This window comes from Streptomyces sp. MMCC 100 (assembly GCF_041538145.2).
GTDB lineage: Bacteria > Actinomycetota > Actinomycetes > Streptomycetales > Streptomycetaceae > Streptomyces.
Genome location: NZ_JBGORK020000001.1, coordinates 7,540,358 through 7,558,999 on the forward strand (window position 1 = coordinate 7,540,358; position 18,642 = coordinate 7,558,999).

Consider the following 18,642-nt stretch of genomic DNA (forward strand, 5'->3'; position numbering starts at 1 on the left):
CGGACACGTCACCGGCCGGCCACGGCACCTCACGCCGTACGGGCTCGTGCCGTACGGCCTTCCTCACGCCGTAGGGGCTCGTGCCGCACGGCCTTCCTCACGCCGTAGGGGCTCGTGCCGCACGGCCTTCCTCACGCCGTAGGGGCTCGTGCCGTACGGCCTTCCTCACGCCGTACGGGCCGTCCCGGTGCCCTTCTCCGCGTCCAGCGCGTACACGCAGCGGTCCTTGCTGCACGCGTACACGATGCCGTCGCGGACGACCGGAGAGCCGGTGATCTCGCCGCCGGTGGCGAGCTTCCAGCGCAGGCGTCCGTCGTCGGCCTTCAGCGTGTAGAGCAGGTGGTCCGTCGAGCCGAAGTGGATGCGGCCCTCGGCGACCGCGGGCGCGCCCACGATGTCGCCGCCCGCCTGGAAGCGCCACTTGGGGGTGCCGGTGACCGCGTCCAGCGTGTAGAGGCCCTTGCCGCTGCCCACGTGGACGTGGCCGGCGGCGACCAGGACCGGGTCGGTCGAGGAGCGGGCCTCGGTCGCGATGCGCCAGCGGTCGCGGCCGTCGGTGGCGTCGAGGGCGTAGACGGTGCCGAGGTAGTCGGCGAGGTAGACGCCACCGCCGGTGACGGCCGGGCCCGGCACGAAGGTGGGCGGGGCCAGGAAGACCGCCGGGGCCTCGAAGTGCCAGCGGACGTGGCCCGAGGCGACCTCCAGGGCGAGGACCCGGGTGCCGGCCGCGACGTACACGTAGCCGTCGGGTGCCTGGGTGAGACGGACCGGGACGCCGCCGCAGGAGGCCGCGTCGCCGATCGGGTAGGACCATCTCTCGTCGCCGGTGCGGGCGTCCAGGGCGCGCAGGCGGGCGTCCTGCCAGACGTACGCCGTGCCGTCGTGGAGCGCGGCGCCGGCCTCGGGTGACTCGAAGTCGGTCTGGGCGCCGGTGATCTCCCAGAGCCTCTGTCCGGCCGAGGCCTCCCAGGCCTGCACGCCGCCGCCGCGGGTGGCGGTGAGGACCGTGCCGCGGTCGGCCTGCAGGGAGTACACCCAGGCGTCCGTCTGCACCCGCCAGAGGTCGGCGCCCCCGCGGGCGTCCAGGGCGAAGAGGGTGGGGCCGTCGGAGGCGTGGATACGGCCGTCCGCGACCGCCATCGACCAGGCGACGTCCCGGGTCTTGAACCGGCGCCGTCCGGTTCCCACGTCCAGGGCGTGCACCTCGAAGGAGGTGACGTAGACCAGCTCCTCGGCGACCCTCGGCGTGCCCCAGACGTCGTTGGACATGCGGAACCGCCAGGGCCGCCAGCCGGCCGGCGAGGCCTCCGGGGAGGGGGCCGACGCGGGCGACGGGGCCGGTACCGCGGGGTCGGCGCCGTTGACGCCGGGGCGCGGGCGGGACCAGGACGCGGCGAGGGCCGACTCCGGCGGGGGCGCGGCGACGGCGGCGGCGCGCATGTCGGCGACGCGCGGTCCGGGGCCGATGGGCACCGCGGCCCCGGGCAGCCGGACCGGCCCGCCGTCGGGGGCGCCGACGGGTGCGGGTACCGCCGGGCCGTGCGCGGGCGGCGCCGGTACGACGGGGTCGTGCGCGGGCGGGGGCGGCAGCGGGGGCACGTGGACCGGGGCGCGGGCGCCGGAGGGGCCCGGGCCGCGGCCGCCGGCCGTGGTGGCGGGCTTGACCGCGGGGCGGCCGCCCCGGCGGCCCTCGATCAGGCTCACGGCCCGTTCGGGCAGCCACGCCGACGCCGTACCGCTGTCGTCGGAGCCGGAGCCGAAGAGGTGCGGGGCGAGCTGGGCCTGGAGGTCGGCGGGGTTGGGGCGGCCGGTGGCCTCCATCTGCATGCAGGACTCGATGAGCGGGCGCAGCTCGTCGGGCAGGCCCTCCAGGTCGGGGCCCTCGCGCAGCAGCATGAAGACCGTCTCGACCGGGTTGGCGCCGTGGAAGGGCGGGTGCCCGGTGGCGGCGAAGACCAGCATGGAGCCGAGCGAGAACACGTCACTGGCGCCGGTGACGCTGCGGGAGTCCTTCGCCTGCTCCGGGGACATGTAGGCGGGGGTGCCGACGGCGACGTTCGTCATGGTCAGCCGGGTGTTCGAGACGCCGGACGCGATGCCGAAGTCGATCACGCGGGGGCCGTCCTCGACGACGAGGACGTTGGAGGGCTTCAGGTCGCGGTGGACCAGGCCCGCGCCGTGGATCGACTGGAGCGCCTCCGCGACGCCGGCCGCCAGCCACCGCACCGCCTGAGCGGGCATCGGCCCGCACTCGTTCACTATTTCCTCGAGGGAGGGTGCGGGCACGTAGGCGGTGGCCAGCCACGGCACCGCGGCGCGCGGGTCGGCGTCGACCACGGCCGCCGTGTAGAAGCCCGAGACCGCGCGGGCCGCCTCCACCTCGCGGGTGAAGCGGACGCGGAACAGCTGGTCCTCCGCCAGTTCCGTGCGCACCGTCTTGATCGCCACGCGCCGCCCGGACGCCGAGCGCGCGAGATAGACCAGCCCCATGCCGCCGGCACCGAGCCGGCCCAGCACCTCGAACGGCCCGATCCGCCGCGGATCGTGCTGCGTCAGCTGATCCACCACTTGCCTGCCACCTCCCCGTACGGGCCGCGCCACCCACATATGTACGCGACCGAAGTGCAGCGTCTCACCACCGCACCTCCGTGGCGCCACGCACCCCGATTCTTCCTGTCCGAGGCGCTGGTGGCGAACCTGGCGACAATCGGGGTGTCTTGCCTGATTCCGGGCAAAGGGTGGGGCTCGCGGCACCCGTCGCGCGCCCTCTCCCCGGTCCGTTCAGCGCTGCAGCAGCGCGAACGACGCCCCCTGCCCGTCCGAGACCACGGCCACCCGCCCGTACGACGTCTCGAAGGGCGGGACCCGCACCCGTCCGCCGAGCCGGGCCACCGTCGCGAGCCCGGCGGCCACGTCCTCGACCAGGAAGTGGACGAGGAAGTGCGGCGGCATCTCGGCGGCGAAGACGTCCGAGACCCGGGCGCGGCCGAAGTCGGGGGAGGCGTCCGGGCCGAAGAGCGCGTCGTGGAACAGGTCGCCGTAGAAGGCGTTGGCGGCCTCCGTGTCCCGGGTGTACAGCTCGGCCCAGGCGAAGGTGCCCGGCTCGTGCCGGCGCGCGAAGCCGGTACGGCGGCCCGGCTGCCAGAGCCCGAAGACCGCGCCGTCGGGGTCGGCGGCGAGGGCGGCGGTGCCCAGGTCGCCGACCGGGTGGGGCGGGGTGACGATCTGACCGCCGCCCGCCCGGATCCGCGCGGTCAGGGCGGCGGCGTCCGGGGTGTGGAAGTACACGGACCACACCGTGGGCATCCGGCCGTCCGTCTTGCGGACCAGCGCGGCGACCGGCTCGCCGTCCAGGCACGCCCGTACCGACTCCCCCGGCGCCCGGTAAGGGCTCTCCTCCGGCTCCCCCTCGTCCTGGAAGGTCCAGCCGAACAGCTCGCCGTAGAAACGCCTGCCCGCCTCCACGTCGGAGAGCTGTGCGTCCACCCAGCAGGGGACGCCCTCCCGGCGGACGGACGGACGGTCCGACGACTCCGACGACTCCGACGACCTCTTCTCGAATGCCCCGTTTTCGGCCATGCCGTCAAAGTAACCGCGTCGCCCGCACCGCGCAGACCAGGCACACCAGTCTCTCTCCACCCCCGCACCCCATTTGCAGTCGGCCGAATCGCGCTCGGATCACCCGTCGGTAAGCTGACGGCATGACAGGACAAGTGCGTACCGTCGACGGCCGCGTGGCCGGTCGACGTGGGCAGGCGACCAGGCAGAAACTGCTCGACTGCCTCAGCGAAATGCTCAGCTCCTCCCCCTATCGCGATGTCAAAGTCATCGATGTCGCCCGCAAGGCGGGCACGTCGCCCGCGACCTTCTACCAGTACTTTCCGGACGTCGAGGGCGCCGTCCTGGAGATCGCCGACCGTATGGCCGCCGAGAGTTCCTCGCTGGCCGAACTGACGGCGGGTCGCTCCTGGGTCGGCAAGGCCGGCTGGCAGACGGCACAGGAAGTCGTCGACGGATTCCTGGAGTTCTGGCGGAAGAACGACGCGATTCTGCGCGTTGTGGATCTCGGTGCGGCGGAGGGCGACAAGCGGTTCGCCAAAATCCGCATGAAGATCCTGAATTCGGTGAATTCCTCCCTCACGGATTCCGTCGCCGATCTTCAGGCAAAGGGCAAGGTCGACAAGGACGTGAACCCCGCGGCGATCGCCGGGTCACTCGTCGTCATGCTCGCGGCCGCCGCCTCGCACCAGAAGGGATTCTCCTCGTGGGGCGTGAAACAGGCGGAACTCAAGCCCCACCTCGCCCTGTTGACGTATCTCGGCATCACGGGAAAGAAGCCCACCAAGTAGTACGCCGCGCGGCAGCCTGTCATCTCCGCTCCGCCGCTCGCCGCCCACCGCACGTCCAGCCCCTTCGCCTCCCCGTCGGCCGCCCGCTCGAACTCGGCGACCGTGCCCCGGCCCTCCGGCCGCACCGGTACGACGTCCAGCGCCTCGCAGTTCAGCCCCACGACGCCCCCGGCCGGGGAACAGCCGTCCGTCCGGCCGACGTTGTGCTCGGCATCCGTAACCGCATCGCGTCCGCATCCGCATCCGTGTCCGCCGGAGGAGACCACCATGGCCCTGACCCGCGAAGAGCGTGAGACGTTCCTGGCCGAGCCGCACATCGCCGCGCTCGCGGTCGACGCGGGGGCGGGCCGCGCCCCGCTGACCGTGCCGATCTGGTACCAGTACGAGCCCGGCGGCGAGCTGTGGATCCTGACGGGCCTGGACAGCCGCAAGAACCGGCTGATCGGCAAGGCGGGCCGGTTCTCCCTGATGGTCGACCGGCTGGAGCCCACCATCCGCTACGTGTCGGTCGAGGGGCCGGTCGTCGAGACGGTCACCGCGACCGAGGAGCATCTGCGGGAGATCTCCGCGCGCTACCTCCCGGCCGAGAAGGTCGACGGTTACGTCGCCTTCGCCTCCGCGAACCACGGCGAGCAGGTCGTCGTCCGGATGCGCCCCGAACGCTGGGTCTCCTCCGACCTCGGCTCCGTGTGAGCCCCGGGCGCGCCCCCGCCCGCAGGACAATCGGGGTATGGAAACCGATCTTCACGAGCTGCTGAGGTCGCTACGGGTGTGGGACCCCGCGGTCACCGAACTGCCGCCCCTCGACCCGGCCGGCGCACCCGGCGACCCGCTGGAGCTGTTCACCCGGTGGTTCGCCGAGGCGGTAGCGGCCGGCGAGCGCGAGCCGCACACGGTGTCGCTGGCGACGGCGGACGCCGAGGGCCTGCCGGACGTGCGCGTCGTCATGCTGCACGGCGCCGACGAGGACGGCTGGGCCTTCGCCACCCACGCCGACAGCCGCAAGGGCCGCCACCTCGCCGCCCGCCCGCACGCCGCGCTCGCCTTCTACTGGCCGGTGCTGGGCCGCCAGGTACGGCTGCGCGGCCCGGTCGCCGTCGCACCGGCCGAGGAGGCGCTGGCCGACCTGCACGCGCGCTCGACCGGCGCACTGGCCGCCGCGCTCACCGGCCGGCAGAGCGCGGAGCTGGGCTCGACGGCCGAGCTGGCCCGCGCCTCCGAGGCGGCCTGGGAGCGGGCCGGCCGGGAGCCGGACGCCCCGGTCCCGTCCTGGACGCTGTACCGGCTGCGCCCCGACGAGGTGGAGTTCTTCCAGGGCGAGGCCCGCCGGCGCCACGTACGGCTGTCCTACCGGCGGGCGGCCGGCGGCGGCTGGGACCGGCGGCTGCTGTGGCCGTGAACCGCGCTCACCGCGCGCCGGGCGGCGTCGGCTCCTCGTCCGTCGCCAGCCGCGCGTGCAGGTGCACGTCCCGGAACGCGTCGTGCCGGCCGGCCTCGAACATCGCCTCGCGCAGGATCCCCTCGGCCCGGTAGCCGCTCCGCTCGGCGACCCGGCAGGAGGCGTCGTGCCCCACCGCGTGGCCCAGTTCCAGGCGGTGGAGGCCGAGTTCGGCGTAGGCCCAGCGCGAGGCGAGGAGCAGGGCCCGGGTGGCGACGCCCCGGCCCCGGGCCTCGGGAAGCACCCAGTAGCCGACCCGGCCCGTCTTCAGCTGCGTGCTGATCTCGCCGAGGCCGATGTGCCCGAGCGTCGTACCGCTCTCGTCGTCCGTGATCCGGAAGGACGCCGACCTGCCGTCCGCCGCGTCCCGCGCCCGTGCGCGCAGCGCCTCGCGGGCCCCGGCGAGGTCGGTCCACAGCTTGAGCGGTGTGTTCCAGCGCTGGAAGTCGGGGTCCAGGTGGCCGCGCAGCCACGTTCGGGCGTCCGCGTCCGAGGCGGCGTCCCAGGCGCACAGGCGCAGGCCGTGTCCGCGCGGTTCGGGGCGGGAGGAGAAGGGGTCGAGGGTGTACGTGCGTGTGTGGGCCATCCGGCCATTCAAGCCGACCCCGGTCCCAGTCGTGACCGATCCGCAACCGATTCCGGTCTTGACCGAGACCCATCAAGCGGGTGCGCGATTACGCTCGCCGCATGGCCGACTCCACAGCGTCCGCTGAACCGCAGCAGCCCGCCCACCCCGCGGGCCGCCCCGTGTACGTCATAGGCGCCGGTCCCGGCGGTCTCGCCGTCGCCCACGCGCTGCGCGCCCGCGGTCTGCGGGCCGTGGTCCTGGAACGGGCCGACCGGGTCGGCGACTCCTGGCGACGGCACTACGACCGGCTGCGGCTGCACACCACCCGCCGCCTCTCGGCGCTGCCCGGCCTGCCGATGCCGCGCCGCTTCGGGCGCTGGGTGGCCCGGGACGACGTGGTGCGGTACCTGGAGAAGTACGCCGAGTACCACCAGTTGGAGATCGTCACCGGTGTGGAGGTCTTCCGTGTCGAGCCCGCACCGGGCGGGGCCGGCTGGCTGCTGCACGCCTCCGGGGGCCGGGAGCTGACCGGCGCCGCGGTGGTGGTCGCCACGGGCTGCAACCACACCCCGCGGCTCCCTGACTGGCCCGGCCGGGACACGTACACCGGCGAGTTCCGGCATGCCGCCGAGTACCGCGCCCCGGCCCCGTACGCCGGCCGGGACGTCCTGGTGGTCGGGGTCGGCAACACGGGCGCCGAGATCGCCGTGGACCTGGTGGAGGGCGGGGCCGCCCGGGTCCGGCTCTCGGTGCGCACGGCTCCGCACATCGTCCGCCGCTCGACCGCGGGGTGGGCCGCCCAGTACAACGGCGTCCTGGTCCGGCGTCTGCCGGCCGCGCTCGCCGACCGGCTCGCCCGTCCGCTGGCCAGGATCAGCACGCCCGACCTGTCCTCCCACGGGCTGCCCCGCCCGGAAGCCGGTCTCCTCACCCGGGCCGCCGAGGGCGCGATCCCGGTGCAGGACGTCGGCCTGATCGACGCGGTCCGCGAGGGCCGGGTGGAGGTCGTGGCCGCCGTCGAGGCCTTCGAGGACGGCAAGGCGGTCCTCGCCGACGGCACCCGCATCGCCCCGGACGCCGTGATCGCGGCCACGGGGTACCGGCGGGGCCTGGAGGGGCTGGTCGGGCACCTCGGCGTCCTGGACGGCACCGGCAGGCCGGTCGTGCACGGGGGCCGCACGCCGGCCGACGCCCCCGGCCTGTACTTCACCGGTTTCACCAACCCCATCAGCGGCATGCTCCGCGAGCTGGCGATCGACGCCGGGCGGATCGCCGGGGCGGTCGCGAAGAGGGAGGTGGGGCGGGTGTCGCGGCTGCCGGGCTAGGACCGGCCCTGGGCGCGGGTGAGGATGCGCAGGTCACCGGCGTCCGGGTCGCCGAACCGCACGAACAGCTCGGGTTCCCGTTCGGTGCCGCCGATCGTCCAGTACGTCTCCTGGCCGCACTCGCCGTCGAGGCGCACCAGGACGCCGTCGCGGTGGATGTCCAGCAGCTCGCTGTCCCGTTCGAACGTCCACGTGCCGGTCCCGTCGCACAGGGAGAAGTCGCCCTCCTCGTCGACGTTGTGGGACGGTACGCGGGTCACCTCCGCCCGGCCGCCCCGGGCCAGCCGCAGCACGCCCCCGCCCTCGCCCTGCCACTCCCCGGCGAGCTGCCCGGCGGACAGCCGAGGGGGTTCGTACTCGTCGGCCAGGGAGGCCGCCGTCACTCCGCACACCACGAAGAGGACGAGGCTCGCGCCCGCCGAACGGAGCCAGACGCCCCATCCTCCCCACGTTCGTCCGCGCAGGCAGTGGAGGACCAGCACCGGCAGGACGCCGACCCCGGCACACCACGGGAGGGTGTCGCCGACCGGCCACCCCCACAGCACGCGTCCCAGCACCGACCAGCCGGCGCCGATCAGTACGGACCCGGCCAGGTGCCAGGCCCACTCGGGGCCGGGGGAGGTGCGGGGCCGCAGACGGGCCAGGGCCGCGGCGGGTGCGACCTGCACGGCCGCGTGGAAGAGGCCGATGAACGGCAGGATCAGCGGCACGCAGCAGATGCCCAGGTAGCCGCCGCCCCCGTAGCCGTAGTCGTCCCGGCCCGCCTCCATGGCGAACCACCACGCCAGCCACACCAGCGGTACCTGTCCCGCGCACAGCGCGACCGCCCGGTTCCAGTCGTCGTTCCGCCGGGTGGGCCGCTGACGCCCCCCGGCCTCCCCCGCCGTTCCCCGCCCCATGCGCGCAGCCTACGACTTGCTCATGACAGAACGGTCACCGGAGCCGGCCGCCGCCGGATCACCAGGGCCATCAGGGCCGCTGCCGCGCACAGGGCGCCGGAGGCGATCCACACCACGTCGTAGGAGCCGAAGTGGTCGCGGGCCACACCGCCGAGGAAGGCGACGAGCGCGGCGCCCACCTGGTGGGAGGCCAACACCCAGCCGAAGACGATCGCGCTGTCGTCGCCGTAGTGCTCGCGGCACAGGGCGAGGGTGGGCGGGACGGTGGCGACCCAGTCCAGGCCGTAGAAGACGATGAAGAAGACCATCGGCGGGTGGACGCTCGGCGCGAGCAGCATGGGGAGGAAGAGCAGGGAGACGCCGCGCAGGGCGTAGTAGACGGCGAGCAGGCGGCGCGGTTCGAAGCGGTCGGTGAACCAGCCGGAGGCGATCGTGCCGGCCACGTCGAACACGCCGATGACGGCGAGCAGCGAGGCGGCGGCGGTGATCGGCATGCCGTGGTCGTGGGCGGCGGGCACGAAGTGGGTCTGGATCAGGCCGTTGGTGGAGGCGCCGCAGATCGCGAAGGTGCCGGCCAGGAGCCAGAACGGGCCGGTGCGGACGGCGGAGAACAGGACCGTCAGGGCGCGGCGGGCGGCACCGGGCACGGGGGCGGGCTTGGGCACGAACTCCGCGGCACCGTACGGCTTCTGGCCGACGTCGGCCGGGTGGTCGCGCAGGAGGAGCCAGACGAAGGGGACGACGGCCAGGGCGGCGAGGGCGACGGTGACGGCCGCCGGGCGCCAGTCGTACGTCTCGACGATCCAGGACAGCAGCGGCAGGAAGATCAGCTGTCCGGAGGCGGAGGCGGCGGTGAGGACGCCGGTGACCAGGCCGCGCCGCTCGGTGAACCAGCGGTTGGTGACGGTGGCGGCGAAGGCCAGGGCCATCGAGCCGGAGCCGAGACCGACCAGCAGGCCCCAGCACAGGATGAGCTGCCAGGCGGAGTTCATCCACACGGTCAGGCCCGAGCCGAGCGCGATCACCATCAGGGCGACGGCGACCACCCGCCGGATGCCGAAGCGGTCCATCAGGGCGGCGGCGAAGGGGGCGGTCAGCCCGTAGAGGGCGAGGTTGACGGAGACGGCGGCGCCGATCGTGCCGCGCGACCAGCCGAACTCCTGGTGGAGCGGGTCGATGAGGATGCCGGGCAGGGAGCGGAAGGCGGCGGCCCCGATGATCGTCACGAAGGTGACGGCGGCGACCCACCAGGCGCGGTGCACGCGCCGACGGCGGGGGGCCGGCTCCCGCTGGTCCTCGGGTACTGCGGTGGCGTCGGTTGTCTGGGTCACGTCACTGAGTCTCCGCAGGAGACGACGCACGGACGAGTGGCCCGGAGGACATGGTTCGCTAGGATCGGGCCATGACCTCCGCCCCTGCCGACGCCCCCGGCATCTCCGACCGCCCGCACCGCGTCGTCGTCCTCGCCCTCGACGGCCTGCTCCCCTTCGAGCTGGGCATCGCGCCGCGCATCTTCGGTCTCGCCCGCGACGAGTCGGGGCGCCCGCTGTACGAGGTCGTCACCTGCTCGGTCCGGCCGCCGGGCCCGGTCGACACGGACGCGGACTTCGCGATCCTGGTCGAGAACGGTCCCGAGGCGCTGGCCACCGCCGACACGGTCGTCGTCCCCGCCTCCTACGAGCTGGGCCAGGTGTACGAGGAGGGCGTACTGACCGGGGAACTGGCCGCCGCGCTGGCCCTCGTGCGGCCCGGCACCCGGCTCGTCGCGATCTGCACGGGCGGGTTCGTGCTGGCCGCCGCCGGGTATCTCGACGGCCGCCCGGCGACCACGCACTGGGCCTCGGCCGAGCACTTCCAGCGGTTGTTCCCGAAGGTGCGGGTGGACGCCGACGTGCTGTTCGTCGACGACGGCGACGTGCTCACCTCGGCCGGGGTCGCGGCCGGGATCGACCTGTGCGTGCACATCGTGCGCCGGGACCACGGCACCGCCGTCGCCAACGAGGTGGCCCGCCGCACCGTCGTACCGCCGCACCGGGACGGCGGGCAGGCGCAGTACATCGAGCGGCCGGTGCCCGACCCGCAGCAGTCGTCCACGACGGGTGCCCGCGCCTGGGCGCTCGGCCGCCTGCACGAGCCGATCCAGTTGCGGGACATGGCCGCCCAGGAGTCGATGTCGGTACGCACCTTCACCCGCCGTTTCCGCGAGGAGGTCGGCGTCAGTCCGGGCCAGTGGCTCACCCGGCAGCGCGTCGAACGGGCCCGGCACCTGCTGGAGTCCACCGCCCTGTCGGTCGACCAGGTCGCCCGGGACGCGGGATTCGGCACGGCCCAGTCGATGCGGCAGCATATGCAGACCGCACTCGGGGTCACGCCGACCGGGTACCGGCGGACCTTCCGCGCGGAGTTGTCCACAGCCTGTGGAGAGTGAACCCTCGTCGGCCGGCGGCGCGGCGTTGTCCGCCCCGAGCACGGCATCGCGCGCCGCCACCCGACTCCGGCGCTCCCGCCCGGCTCCCGTCGCCCCCGAGGGAACCGCCGCCGACACGACCCACGCTCGTCGAGGGCTCCGTCACCGAGCCCTCGTCGTCCCCTCGCGGCGAATCGTGGCTACAAGCGTGAGGAAGCGGTCACGATCCGTCAACCGGCGAGTGCGGTTTCATCACTTGTGTACCGTTTCGCCGAGGACGCGCACAGAAGCACGCCCCGGCGCACGGCCGTCAGACCACTTCGTACGCGAATCCCTCGTACGCCACCGTGCCGCCGCCACTCCCGCAGACGGGCGCGGCCTCCTCGCCGCCGGCGCTCCGGTCCAGCTCGCACCAGATGCGCTTGCCGGTACCCTCCCGGCTCCAGCCCCAGCGGTCGGCGAGACCGTCCACGAGGGCGAGGCCCCGGCCGCCCGTCGCTTCGCCGCCCGCACAACGGGGCACCGGGGCGCGGTCGCTGGCGTCGTCCACTTCGAGGCGGACGGTGGCCTCCTCCGTCTCCTCGGTCACCGCCCCCGGCAGTACCAGCCGCAGGACCGCCGAACGCCCGGTGTGCACCACGGCGTTGGTGACGAGTTCGGAGACGAGCAGGACCAGCGTCTCGGCGAGTGGTTCATCGGCCCGTATCCCCGACCCGGCGAGGCGTGAACGCGCCCAACGCCGGGCACGCCCCACTTCCGAGGGGTCTGGACGGACCTCCAGCTGCACTTGAAGCACCTGCACCGCTCACACCATCCGAACCGGCGGACACAAAGGCTCGCGCCTCATGAGGGCCACGATCGTAGCCATTTCCAGCATGGCCAGAACAACGGCCGGGGCGGGGATCACCGAACGTGAATCCCTTGTGGAACAGCATGGTTGACGGACAGTCACGCCAACAAGCGCTTCGGGCATATTCCAGCGCGAAGGAGTACTCGTGCGCCATACTGTGCGACGCACGTTCCGGGGAGTCGAACAGGCGGTGGCCGGCGGCCGTTCCGCCCTGCGGGGCAAGGCGCACACCGTCGGTTCCGGAGCCGCCCCAGGGGCAACTCCGGCACGGCTGGCGCTCGGGACCACTCGCATCCCACACAAGGTACCGGAGCGTGGCACCGACTCCGGGCCGTAACGGGTCACACGGCGGACACAACCCGGTATCAACGCTCTGTGATGCCGTTCTGCCACGATCCGCAACATGCGCCACGCGAGCGGGCGCCGCAAGGCACTACTCGGGCACGGTGAAGTAGCGGGCGAAGGCCGGGACGATCTCCGTCTCCCCCACCTTGCCGTCGCCGTCCGTGTCGAGCGCGGCGGCGACCGGCCGGGCGACGTCCCCGGGCACGCCGAACGCGGTCAGCGCCCGCGCGGTGTCCGCGACGGTGGCCGTCCCGTCACCGTCGGTGTCGGCGACGTCCAGGGCGGCGTGCAGGAAGGGGCGGGCGATCTCGGCGAACCGGTCCGGCTCGTCCCGCAGCCGCTTGACCGCCGCGGTGACGAACTCCTCGCGGGTGATGCGCTGGTCGCCGTCCCGGTCGGCGATGCCCGCCAGGCCCTGCCAGAGCGCCTCCGCACCGCCGTACAGGGCCTGTCCCTTGTCGGAGCGGGCGGCGACGCCGAACTCGGCGAGCAGGGCCTTGGCCGCCCCGCTGAAGTCGGAACGGTCGATGTGGCCGTTGCCGTCCTGGTCGAAGGTGGTGAACCGCGCGGCGATCCTGCGCTCGTACTCGCTGTTGACCATGGTTCTCTCCGGCCGTCTCACGTCGGTGTTCGGGGTCGTCCCGCCCGGAGCGTACGTCGCCGGACGCCGGCGCGGACGGGACTTGCCGCGATGTGCAGTACCGCGCGCGCTGCCGTACCGCACCGCGCCCTGCCGTGCCGTTGCCGCCGTTGCCGCTGCCGCTGCCGCTGCCGCTGCGATCGGCCTACGCGGACAGGGGGCGCGGCTCGTCCCCGGTCGCCGAGGCGAGGTCGGGGTGGCAGTCGAAGAGCCGGCGCACGCCCAGCGCGCCGAGGACGCGGTTGACGTGGGAGCCGTCGACGGCTCCCTGGGCGGGCAGTATCAGGCGCAGCCTGCCCTGGCAGGAGCGGATGAGCCGCCGGGAGGCGATGAGGACGCCGACCCCGCTGGAGTCGCAGAACAGGACCTCGGAGAGGTCCAGGACGAGGCTGTGCCGCCCCTCCGCCACCTCGTCGTGCACGCGCTGCCGCAGCACCGGTGACGTCACCAGGTCCAGTTCGCCCGACACCTGGAGCACGGCCCACCGGCCCCGCTCGCCGCCGGTCACGTTGAACGTCACCACCATGCCCTTCATCCGTCGGAACGCCTGGATTCACCCGAAACGGAAGCCGTACTTACGCTTCTTGGCGGCGCGCCTGCCCACCGGCCGTTCCCCCAAACGCCGAGGCGGAAACGGAGACCGGTCGGAAGAGGCTTGTTTCAGACGCTTTCGATCCTGTTCGATCGATTTCGGTCGCACGATAGAGGGTAGTGGAGGCGCATATCACCTCCGGCCGGCCGGGGGCGCGCATTGGAGCAAAGGGGCGTGCGCTGTCGGACGTGCCGACTACATTCGGGGAGAGGGTGGCCGCAGGCCGGGTCCGACGAGGGGGTGGAGGGGCCGCATGGCGAAGAGGGACGTGCCACTGCGCTGGGACCGCAAGATGCAGCAGCGGCTCGCCCGCGGCGAGGCCGCCGCCCTGGGGGAGCTGTACGACCGGTTCGCCTCGCTGGTGCACGGCCTGGCGCACCGCGTGCTCGACGACGAGCGGGCCGCCGACCACATCACGCGCGACGTGTTCGCGCACGTCTGGGAGCATCCCGACACCTACGACCCCCGGCAGGGCCCGCTGCGCACCTGGGTCGCCACGCTCACCCACCGTTTCGCCGTCCAGCGGCTGCGTGCCACCGAGACGGCGGCGCTCGTCCGGGGCGGGCCCGGCACCGCGGAGGAGCTGGAGACCAAGGTGCGGCACGCCTCGGTCGCCGCCCGCGCCGACTACATCGTCCAGTCCATGCCGGCTCCCCTGCGCGCCGCCCTGGAGCTGGCCTACTTCCAGCGCCGGGACTACCGGCAGACCGCCGCCGACCTCGGCGTCACGGAGGACGAGGCCCGCCGCCGCCTCCGCCTGGGCCTCCAGCTCCTGTCCACGGCCCGTGACGCCGGCACCGCCCCGCCCCCACCCGGGGTGCCGCCCGGATACGGGGGTGCGGCATGAAGGCGTACGACGAGGACGACGGGAACGACGAGCACGACAGGAAGGGGGCAGACGGCGACGCGGGCACCGGCACCGGCACCGGCACCGGCACCGGCACCGGCACCGGGGCGCGTATACCGCTGCCCCGTGCCTCCGTCGAGGACGGCGGGCGGGCGCTGCCCGAGCCGGCGCCGCTCGCGCTGGAGCACCAGGTGCTGACGTCGCTGCTCGGGGCGTGGGCGCTGGCGGCCTGCTCGGCGCAGGAGGCGGCGGCCGTCGAGGAGCACCTCGGGGAGTGCGACGCCTGCGCCGACGAGGCGCTGCGCCTGCGCGAGGCGGTCACGCTGCTCCAGCGGCCGGAGAGCCTGGACCTGGATCCCGCCCTGCGCACCCGCGTCCTGGACGGCTGCCTGGAGCGGCGTCCGCCGCGCATCCCGGTGCCCGAGTGGGCCACCCCCTACGACGCCGAGACCGCCCGCCTCGACGCGCTGCTCCAGGACTTCGGGGACGCCGAGTGGCACGCGCCGGTCCGGCTGCGCTGGTTCGAGGACGACGGCGCCGCGAGCCGCCGTACCACCGTCGCCGGGGTCATCGCGCACCTGCTGACGGTCGACGGGACAGTCGCGGCCGCCCTGGGCCTCGACGACCCGCTGGGTGACATCGCGGCACCCGCCCAGGCGCCTGCCGCCCGCACGGAGGCGTACTGGCGGGCCTCGCACTACCCGCCCACCCGCGCGGTGCGGGCACCCTGGCGTGAGCAGACTCACGGCATCGTCCGGACGGCGGCGTTCACCGGCGACGCGGGCGGGATGCCGGTCTCGTACGGCGACTTCGAGCTGCCGCTGCGGGACGCGATGCTGGACCGGGCGTTCGAGTGCTGGGTGCACGCGGAGGACATCGCCGACGCGGTGGACTACCCGTACGAGCCGCCGTCCGCGCGCCACCTCAACGGCATGATCGACCTCGCGGCCCGGATGCTGCCCGGCGTCCTCGCGGCCCGCCGCCGGGCCGGTCTGGCCGCGCCCGGCGACCGTCCGCGCCTGGTCGCCGCGGGCGAGCCGGGACGCAGCCTGCGGCTGGAGATCGAGGGCTCGGGCGGCGGCGAGTGGCTCATCCCGCTGGACTCGCCCGGCGCCGTGGGCTCGCCCGATCACGAGGTGGCCCATGTCGCCCTGGACGGCGTGGAGTTCTGCCGGCTGGCGGCGGGCCATGTGCCTCCGGCGGAGGCGGCGGCCGGTCAGGTGGGCGACCGGGAGGCGATCCGGGACGTCCTGTTCGCTGCGGCGAGCTTGAGCCGGATGTAGGGGGCGGTCGCGGATTCGTCGGCGGCGGCGGGTGCTTCGTGGCTTGTCGCGCCCACGCGGCGGAGCCGCATATTCAATCCAGCCCCGCGCCCCTTGAGGGCGTTCACTGCACGCCCTCAAGGGGCGCGGGGAACTGCGCGAGCAACCACCGACCACCCGCAGCCGCCGACGAAACAGAACCCCCCGCCCCGCTAGGCGAAGACCACCGTCCGGCGACCGTTCAAGAGAATCCTCCGCTCCGCGTGCCACTTCACGGCCCGCGCCAGCGCCTGGCACTCCACGTCCCGTCCGATCGCCACCAGCTGGTCCGGGGTGACGTCGTGGCCGACCCGCTCGACCTCCTGCTCGATGATCGGCCCCTCGTCGAGGTCGGCCGTCACGTAGTGCGCCGTCGCGCCGATCAGCTTCACGCCCCGCGCGTGCGCCTGGTGGTACGGCTTCGCGCCCTTGAAGCTCGGCAGGAAGGAGTGGTGGATGTTGATGATACGCCCGCTGAGCGCCTTGCACAGGTCGTCCGAGAGGACCTGCATGTAGCGGGCCAGCACGACGAGTTCGACGTTCTCCTCGCGCACGATCTCCAGGATCCGGGCCTCGGCCTCCGGCTTGGTGTCCTTCGTCACGGGGATGTGGTGGAAGGGGATGTCATAGGACCCCACCAGCTCGGCGAAGTCGGTGTGGTTGGACACCACGGCCGCGATCTCCACGGGCAGCGCGCCGATCCGCGCGCGGAAGAGCAGGTCGTTCAGGCAGTGCCCGAACCTGCTCACCATGAGCACGATGCGCATCTTCGCGTCGGCCCGGTGGATCTGCCAGTCCATGTGGAAGGCGTCGCCGATCGCGGTGAAGCTGGCGCGCAGCTTGTCCACGGTCACCGGCTCGCCGGCCGAGAAGTGGACCCGCATGAAGAACAGGCCCGTGTCGTGGTCCCCGAACTGCTGGCTGTCCTCGATGTTGCAGCCGGTCATGAACAGGTAGCTCGAGACGGCGTGCACGATGCCCTGCTTGTCGGGGCAGGACAGGGTGAGGACGTACTGGTCGGCCGGGGCGTCGGCCGAGGGGACGGCGGCGGAGGACTGCGCGTTCATGCAGCACAGGGTCCCATATCCGGCCTCCCGGACCGCGTGCCGTCCCGTCAGGCGGACCGGGTGAGGATCTGCAGCACCTCGAGCGTGCGCGGCTCCGCCTCCGGGTCCTCGCCGTCGCTGGTGGCCAGCCGTACGTGCGCGTCGCGCGCGGCCCGCACCGCCTCCGGCCAGTCCGCGTGGTCCAGGTACGCGGTCACCGGCGCGTCCGGCCCGACCTGGTGCATGATCCGCAGGACCCGCAGCACGGCGGTGTCGACCAGCGCCGCCTCCTGCGAGTCGCGGAAGACCGTGCCCACGTACTTCTCGGCCGACCAGTGGTCCAGCCAGGTGTCCTCCACCAGGCGGTACACGGCGTCGGTGACGTCCCCGTAGCCGTCGACGCCGGCCAGCCAGACGTCCCGCTGGAAGGCGGGGGCGGAGAGCATGTGCAGCGCGGAGCGCACCTGACTGCGCCAGCGCCACCACGGCATGTCGTTGAGTGGCATGCCGCCCATGGTGGTGGAGCGACGGCCGCGACGGGAAGAGTTCTCCGAACCTTGCACGGTCATCGATCCTACGTTCCTCTTCCCCGCGTCCCGCCGGCCCCCGCAATTCACCTCCGCGTCACCGCGCGTTGACCGCGGGTCACTCCCGGGTTGGCCGTGTGACGGAATCGTGCGGGGACATGACCGGCAGGCGACCCATCCGCAGCACTCTCCCCGGCGGCCCCCGCGGCCGCTCCCGGGCCACCCGCACCGGCGCCCTGTCCGCGGGCGCGCTGGCGGCGTGCGCGTCACTCGCCGTCGGCTGCGGGGTCGTCCCCGGTGCCACGGGGGGCTCCGGGGGCGACGGCCCGATCACCGTCATGACCTGGGCGCCGCAGGACACCGGCGCGACCAACAAACCCGGCATGCCCGCGCTCGCCCAGGCCTACGCCCGCTGGATCAACGCCCAGGGCGGTCTCGGCGGCCGCAAGCTCAACGTCCTGACCTGCAACGACCACAACGACAGCGTGGCCGCCGCGAAGTGCGCCCGCCGTGCCGTCAAGGAGAACGCGGTCGCCGTGGTGGGCTCCTACAGCCAGCACGCCGACTCGTTCTTCCCCGTGCTGGAGGGCGCCCGCATCCCGTACATCGGCGGCTACGGCCTCACCAACACGGAGTTCACCAGCCCGCTGTCGTACCCGGTCAACGGCGGCCAGCCGGCGCTCCTCGCGGGGCTCGGCAGCGCGCTCGCCGACTCCTGCGGGCCGGTCACGCTGGTCCGCCCCGACACGATCGCGGGCGACCAGCTGCCCGCGCTGCTGGACTCGGGGCTGGTCTCGGGCGGGCACGAGCGGGCCCACGACCAGAAGGCGGCGGAGGACGCCACCTCGTACGACGACCAGTCCGAGCAGGCACTGGCGCGGGAGGACGCCGGCCGGGGGAAGCCGGGGTGCGTCGTGCCCGTCCTCGGGGACCGCACCGGCACCTTCATGGACTCCTTCCGGCGCGCCCGCGAGGGCCGCCCCGACGTACGGACCGCCACCGTGCTCGGCAGCGTCGACCAGACGACGGTCAACGCGAGCGGCGGGGCGACCGGGCCCTACGAGGGGGCGTACGTCACCGGCTGGTACCCGTCGGTGGGCGACCCGGCCTGGGACGGGCTGAAAAAGCTGATCAAGGAGCAGGCGTTCGGCGACAACGACGTCGACGCGGCGGACGCCGGGGTGCAGACGACCTGGATCGCGTACACGGTGTTCAAGGAGATCGTCGAGTCGCTCGGCGACGGGGAGGTGAGCGCCGACACCGTCAGGCGGGCCCTCGACGACGGTCTGGAGGTCGGCACGGGCGGACTCACGCCCGACCTCCGGTGGACCTTCGCCGACAAGCTGGCCTCGGTCGGCTTCCCCCGCCTGGTCAACGCCGAGGTCACCCTCCAGGTCGTACGGGAGGGCCGCCTGGCCTCGGCCCGCGAGGGCGCCGTGGACACCACCCGGACCCTGCAGGACGCGGACGTGGCCTGAGACCGGCGCGGGGCCCGTCCGGAGCGGACC

Annotated in this window: 18 protein-coding genes; 8 read left to right on the forward strand and 10 right to left on the reverse strand. The window is 73.7% G+C overall.

The window, feature by feature from the left end; all coding sequences use genetic code 11:
• Positions 1–165: 165 nt before the first annotated feature.
• A complete protein-coding gene (gene afsK / locus ABS735_RS34950; RefSeq protein WP_373904086.1) occupies positions 166–2,568 on the reverse strand; it encodes a protein serine/threonine kinase AfsK in 2,403 nt (800 codons plus the stop codon).
• A 213-nt stretch (positions 2,569–2,781) separates the two neighbouring features.
• On the reverse strand, positions 2,782–3,579 hold the full coding sequence (gene kbpA, locus ABS735_RS34955; RefSeq protein WP_373904087.1) for an AfsK-binding protein KbpA: 798 nt from the start codon (positions 3,577–3,579) through the stop codon (positions 2,782–2,784).
• A gap of 134 nt (positions 3,580–3,713) precedes the next feature.
• Between kbpA and ABS735_RS34960 the strand changes: the two genes are divergently transcribed.
• The 3 genes from ABS735_RS34960 to ABS735_RS34970 all read left to right on the forward strand — a co-directional run bounded on the left by ABS735_RS34960 (position 3,714) and on the right by ABS735_RS34970 (position 5,748).
• Complete coding sequence (locus ABS735_RS34960) at positions 3,714–4,349, forward strand: TetR family transcriptional regulator (protein WP_373904310.1); 636 nt, start codon at positions 3,714–3,716, stop codon at positions 4,347–4,349.
• A 267-nt stretch (positions 4,350–4,616) separates the two neighbouring features.
• Positions 4,617–5,042: a pyridoxamine 5'-phosphate oxidase family protein gene (locus tag ABS735_RS34965; RefSeq protein WP_373904088.1), complete on the forward strand. Its 426-nt coding sequence runs from the start codon at positions 4,617–4,619 to the stop codon at positions 5,040–5,042.
• A gap of 37 nt (positions 5,043–5,079) precedes the next feature.
• Positions 5,080–5,748, forward strand: a complete 669-nt coding sequence (locus ABS735_RS34970; RefSeq protein ID WP_373904089.1) for a pyridoxine/pyridoxamine 5'-phosphate oxidase — start codon at positions 5,080–5,082, stop codon at positions 5,746–5,748.
• Positions 5,749–5,755: 7 nt separating this feature from the next.
• On the opposite strand, the gene ABS735_RS34975 is transcribed toward ABS735_RS34970, so the two are convergent.
• Complete coding sequence (locus tag ABS735_RS34975; protein WP_373904090.1) at positions 5,756–6,373, reverse strand: GNAT family N-acetyltransferase; 618 nt, start codon at positions 6,371–6,373, stop codon at positions 5,756–5,758.
• Between the two features lie 101 nt (positions 6,374–6,474).
• Between ABS735_RS34975 and ABS735_RS34980 the strand changes: the two genes are divergently transcribed.
• The gene (locus ABS735_RS34980; RefSeq protein ID WP_373904091.1) at positions 6,475–7,680 is read left to right on the forward strand and encodes a flavin-containing monooxygenase; all 1,206 of its coding nucleotides are present in this window, start codon (positions 6,475–6,477) and stop codon (positions 7,678–7,680) included.
• Here ABS735_RS34980 and ABS735_RS34985 read toward each other — a convergent pair.
• Both ABS735_RS34985 and ABS735_RS34990 read right to left on the reverse strand, forming a co-directional pair.
• The gene (locus tag ABS735_RS34985; RefSeq protein ID WP_373904092.1) at positions 7,677–8,579 is read right to left on the reverse strand and encodes a hypothetical protein; all 903 of its coding nucleotides are present in this window, start codon (positions 8,577–8,579) and stop codon (positions 7,677–7,679) included. The genes ABS735_RS34980 and ABS735_RS34985 overlap by 4 nt on opposite strands.
• 20 nt (positions 8,580–8,599) lie before the next feature.
• The gene (locus tag ABS735_RS34990) at positions 8,600–9,910 is read right to left on the reverse strand and encodes an MFS transporter (protein ID WP_373904093.1); all 1,311 of its coding nucleotides are present in this window, start codon (positions 9,908–9,910) and stop codon (positions 8,600–8,602) included.
• 71 nt (positions 9,911–9,981) lie between these two features.
• Between ABS735_RS34990 and ABS735_RS34995 the strand changes: the two genes are divergently transcribed.
• A complete protein-coding gene (locus ABS735_RS34995) occupies positions 9,982–11,007 on the forward strand; it encodes a GlxA family transcriptional regulator (RefSeq protein ID WP_373904094.1) in 1,026 nt (341 codons plus the stop codon).
• A gap of 289 nt (positions 11,008–11,296) precedes the next feature.
• On the opposite strand, the gene ABS735_RS35000 is transcribed toward ABS735_RS34995, so the two are convergent.
• From ABS735_RS35000 to ABS735_RS35010, 3 genes are all read right to left on the reverse strand, one after another.
• A complete protein-coding gene (locus ABS735_RS35000; protein WP_373904311.1) occupies positions 11,297–11,773 on the reverse strand; it encodes an ATP-binding protein in 477 nt (158 codons plus the stop codon).
• Between the two features lie 496 nt (positions 11,774–12,269).
• A complete protein-coding gene (calD, locus tag ABS735_RS35005; protein ID WP_373904095.1) occupies positions 12,270–12,782 on the reverse strand; it encodes a calcium binding protein CalD in 513 nt (170 codons plus the stop codon).
• Positions 12,783–12,966: 184 nt separating this feature from the next.
• Complete coding sequence (locus ABS735_RS35010) at positions 12,967–13,347, reverse strand: STAS domain-containing protein (RefSeq protein ID WP_007388697.1); 381 nt, start codon at positions 13,345–13,347, stop codon at positions 12,967–12,969.
• A 319-nt stretch (positions 13,348–13,666) separates the two neighbouring features.
• Between ABS735_RS35010 and ABS735_RS35015 the strand changes: the two genes are divergently transcribed.
• Positions 13,667–14,260 carry a sigma-70 family RNA polymerase sigma factor gene (locus ABS735_RS35015; protein ID WP_373904096.1) on the forward strand — a complete coding sequence of 198 codons (594 nt, stop codon included), beginning with the start codon at positions 13,667–13,669 and terminating at the stop codon, positions 14,258–14,260.
• A complete protein-coding gene (locus tag ABS735_RS35020; protein ID WP_373904097.1) occupies positions 14,257–15,543 on the forward strand; it encodes a zf-HC2 domain-containing protein in 1,287 nt (428 codons plus the stop codon). The genes ABS735_RS35015 and ABS735_RS35020 overlap by 4 nt, the downstream gene beginning before the upstream one ends.
• A 191-nt stretch (positions 15,544–15,734) precedes the next feature.
• Here the strand turns inward: ABS735_RS35020 and purU are convergent, their stop codons facing one another.
• Both purU and ABS735_RS35030 read right to left on the reverse strand, forming a co-directional pair.
• Entirely contained in the window at positions 15,735–16,628 is an 894-nt protein-coding gene (gene purU, locus ABS735_RS35025; protein WP_373904098.1) for a formyltetrahydrofolate deformylase, read from the reverse strand.
• A gap of 47 nt (positions 16,629–16,675) precedes the next feature.
• Entirely contained in the window at positions 16,676–17,176 is a 501-nt protein-coding gene (locus ABS735_RS35030; RefSeq protein ID WP_373904099.1) for an SCO4402 family protein, read from the reverse strand.
• A gap of 116 nt (positions 17,177–17,292) precedes the next feature.
• Between ABS735_RS35030 and ABS735_RS35035 the strand changes: the two genes are divergently transcribed.
• A complete protein-coding gene (locus tag ABS735_RS35035) occupies positions 17,293–18,612 on the forward strand; it encodes an ABC transporter substrate-binding protein (protein WP_373904100.1) in 1,320 nt (439 codons plus the stop codon).
• Positions 18,613–18,642: the final 30 nt, after the last annotated feature.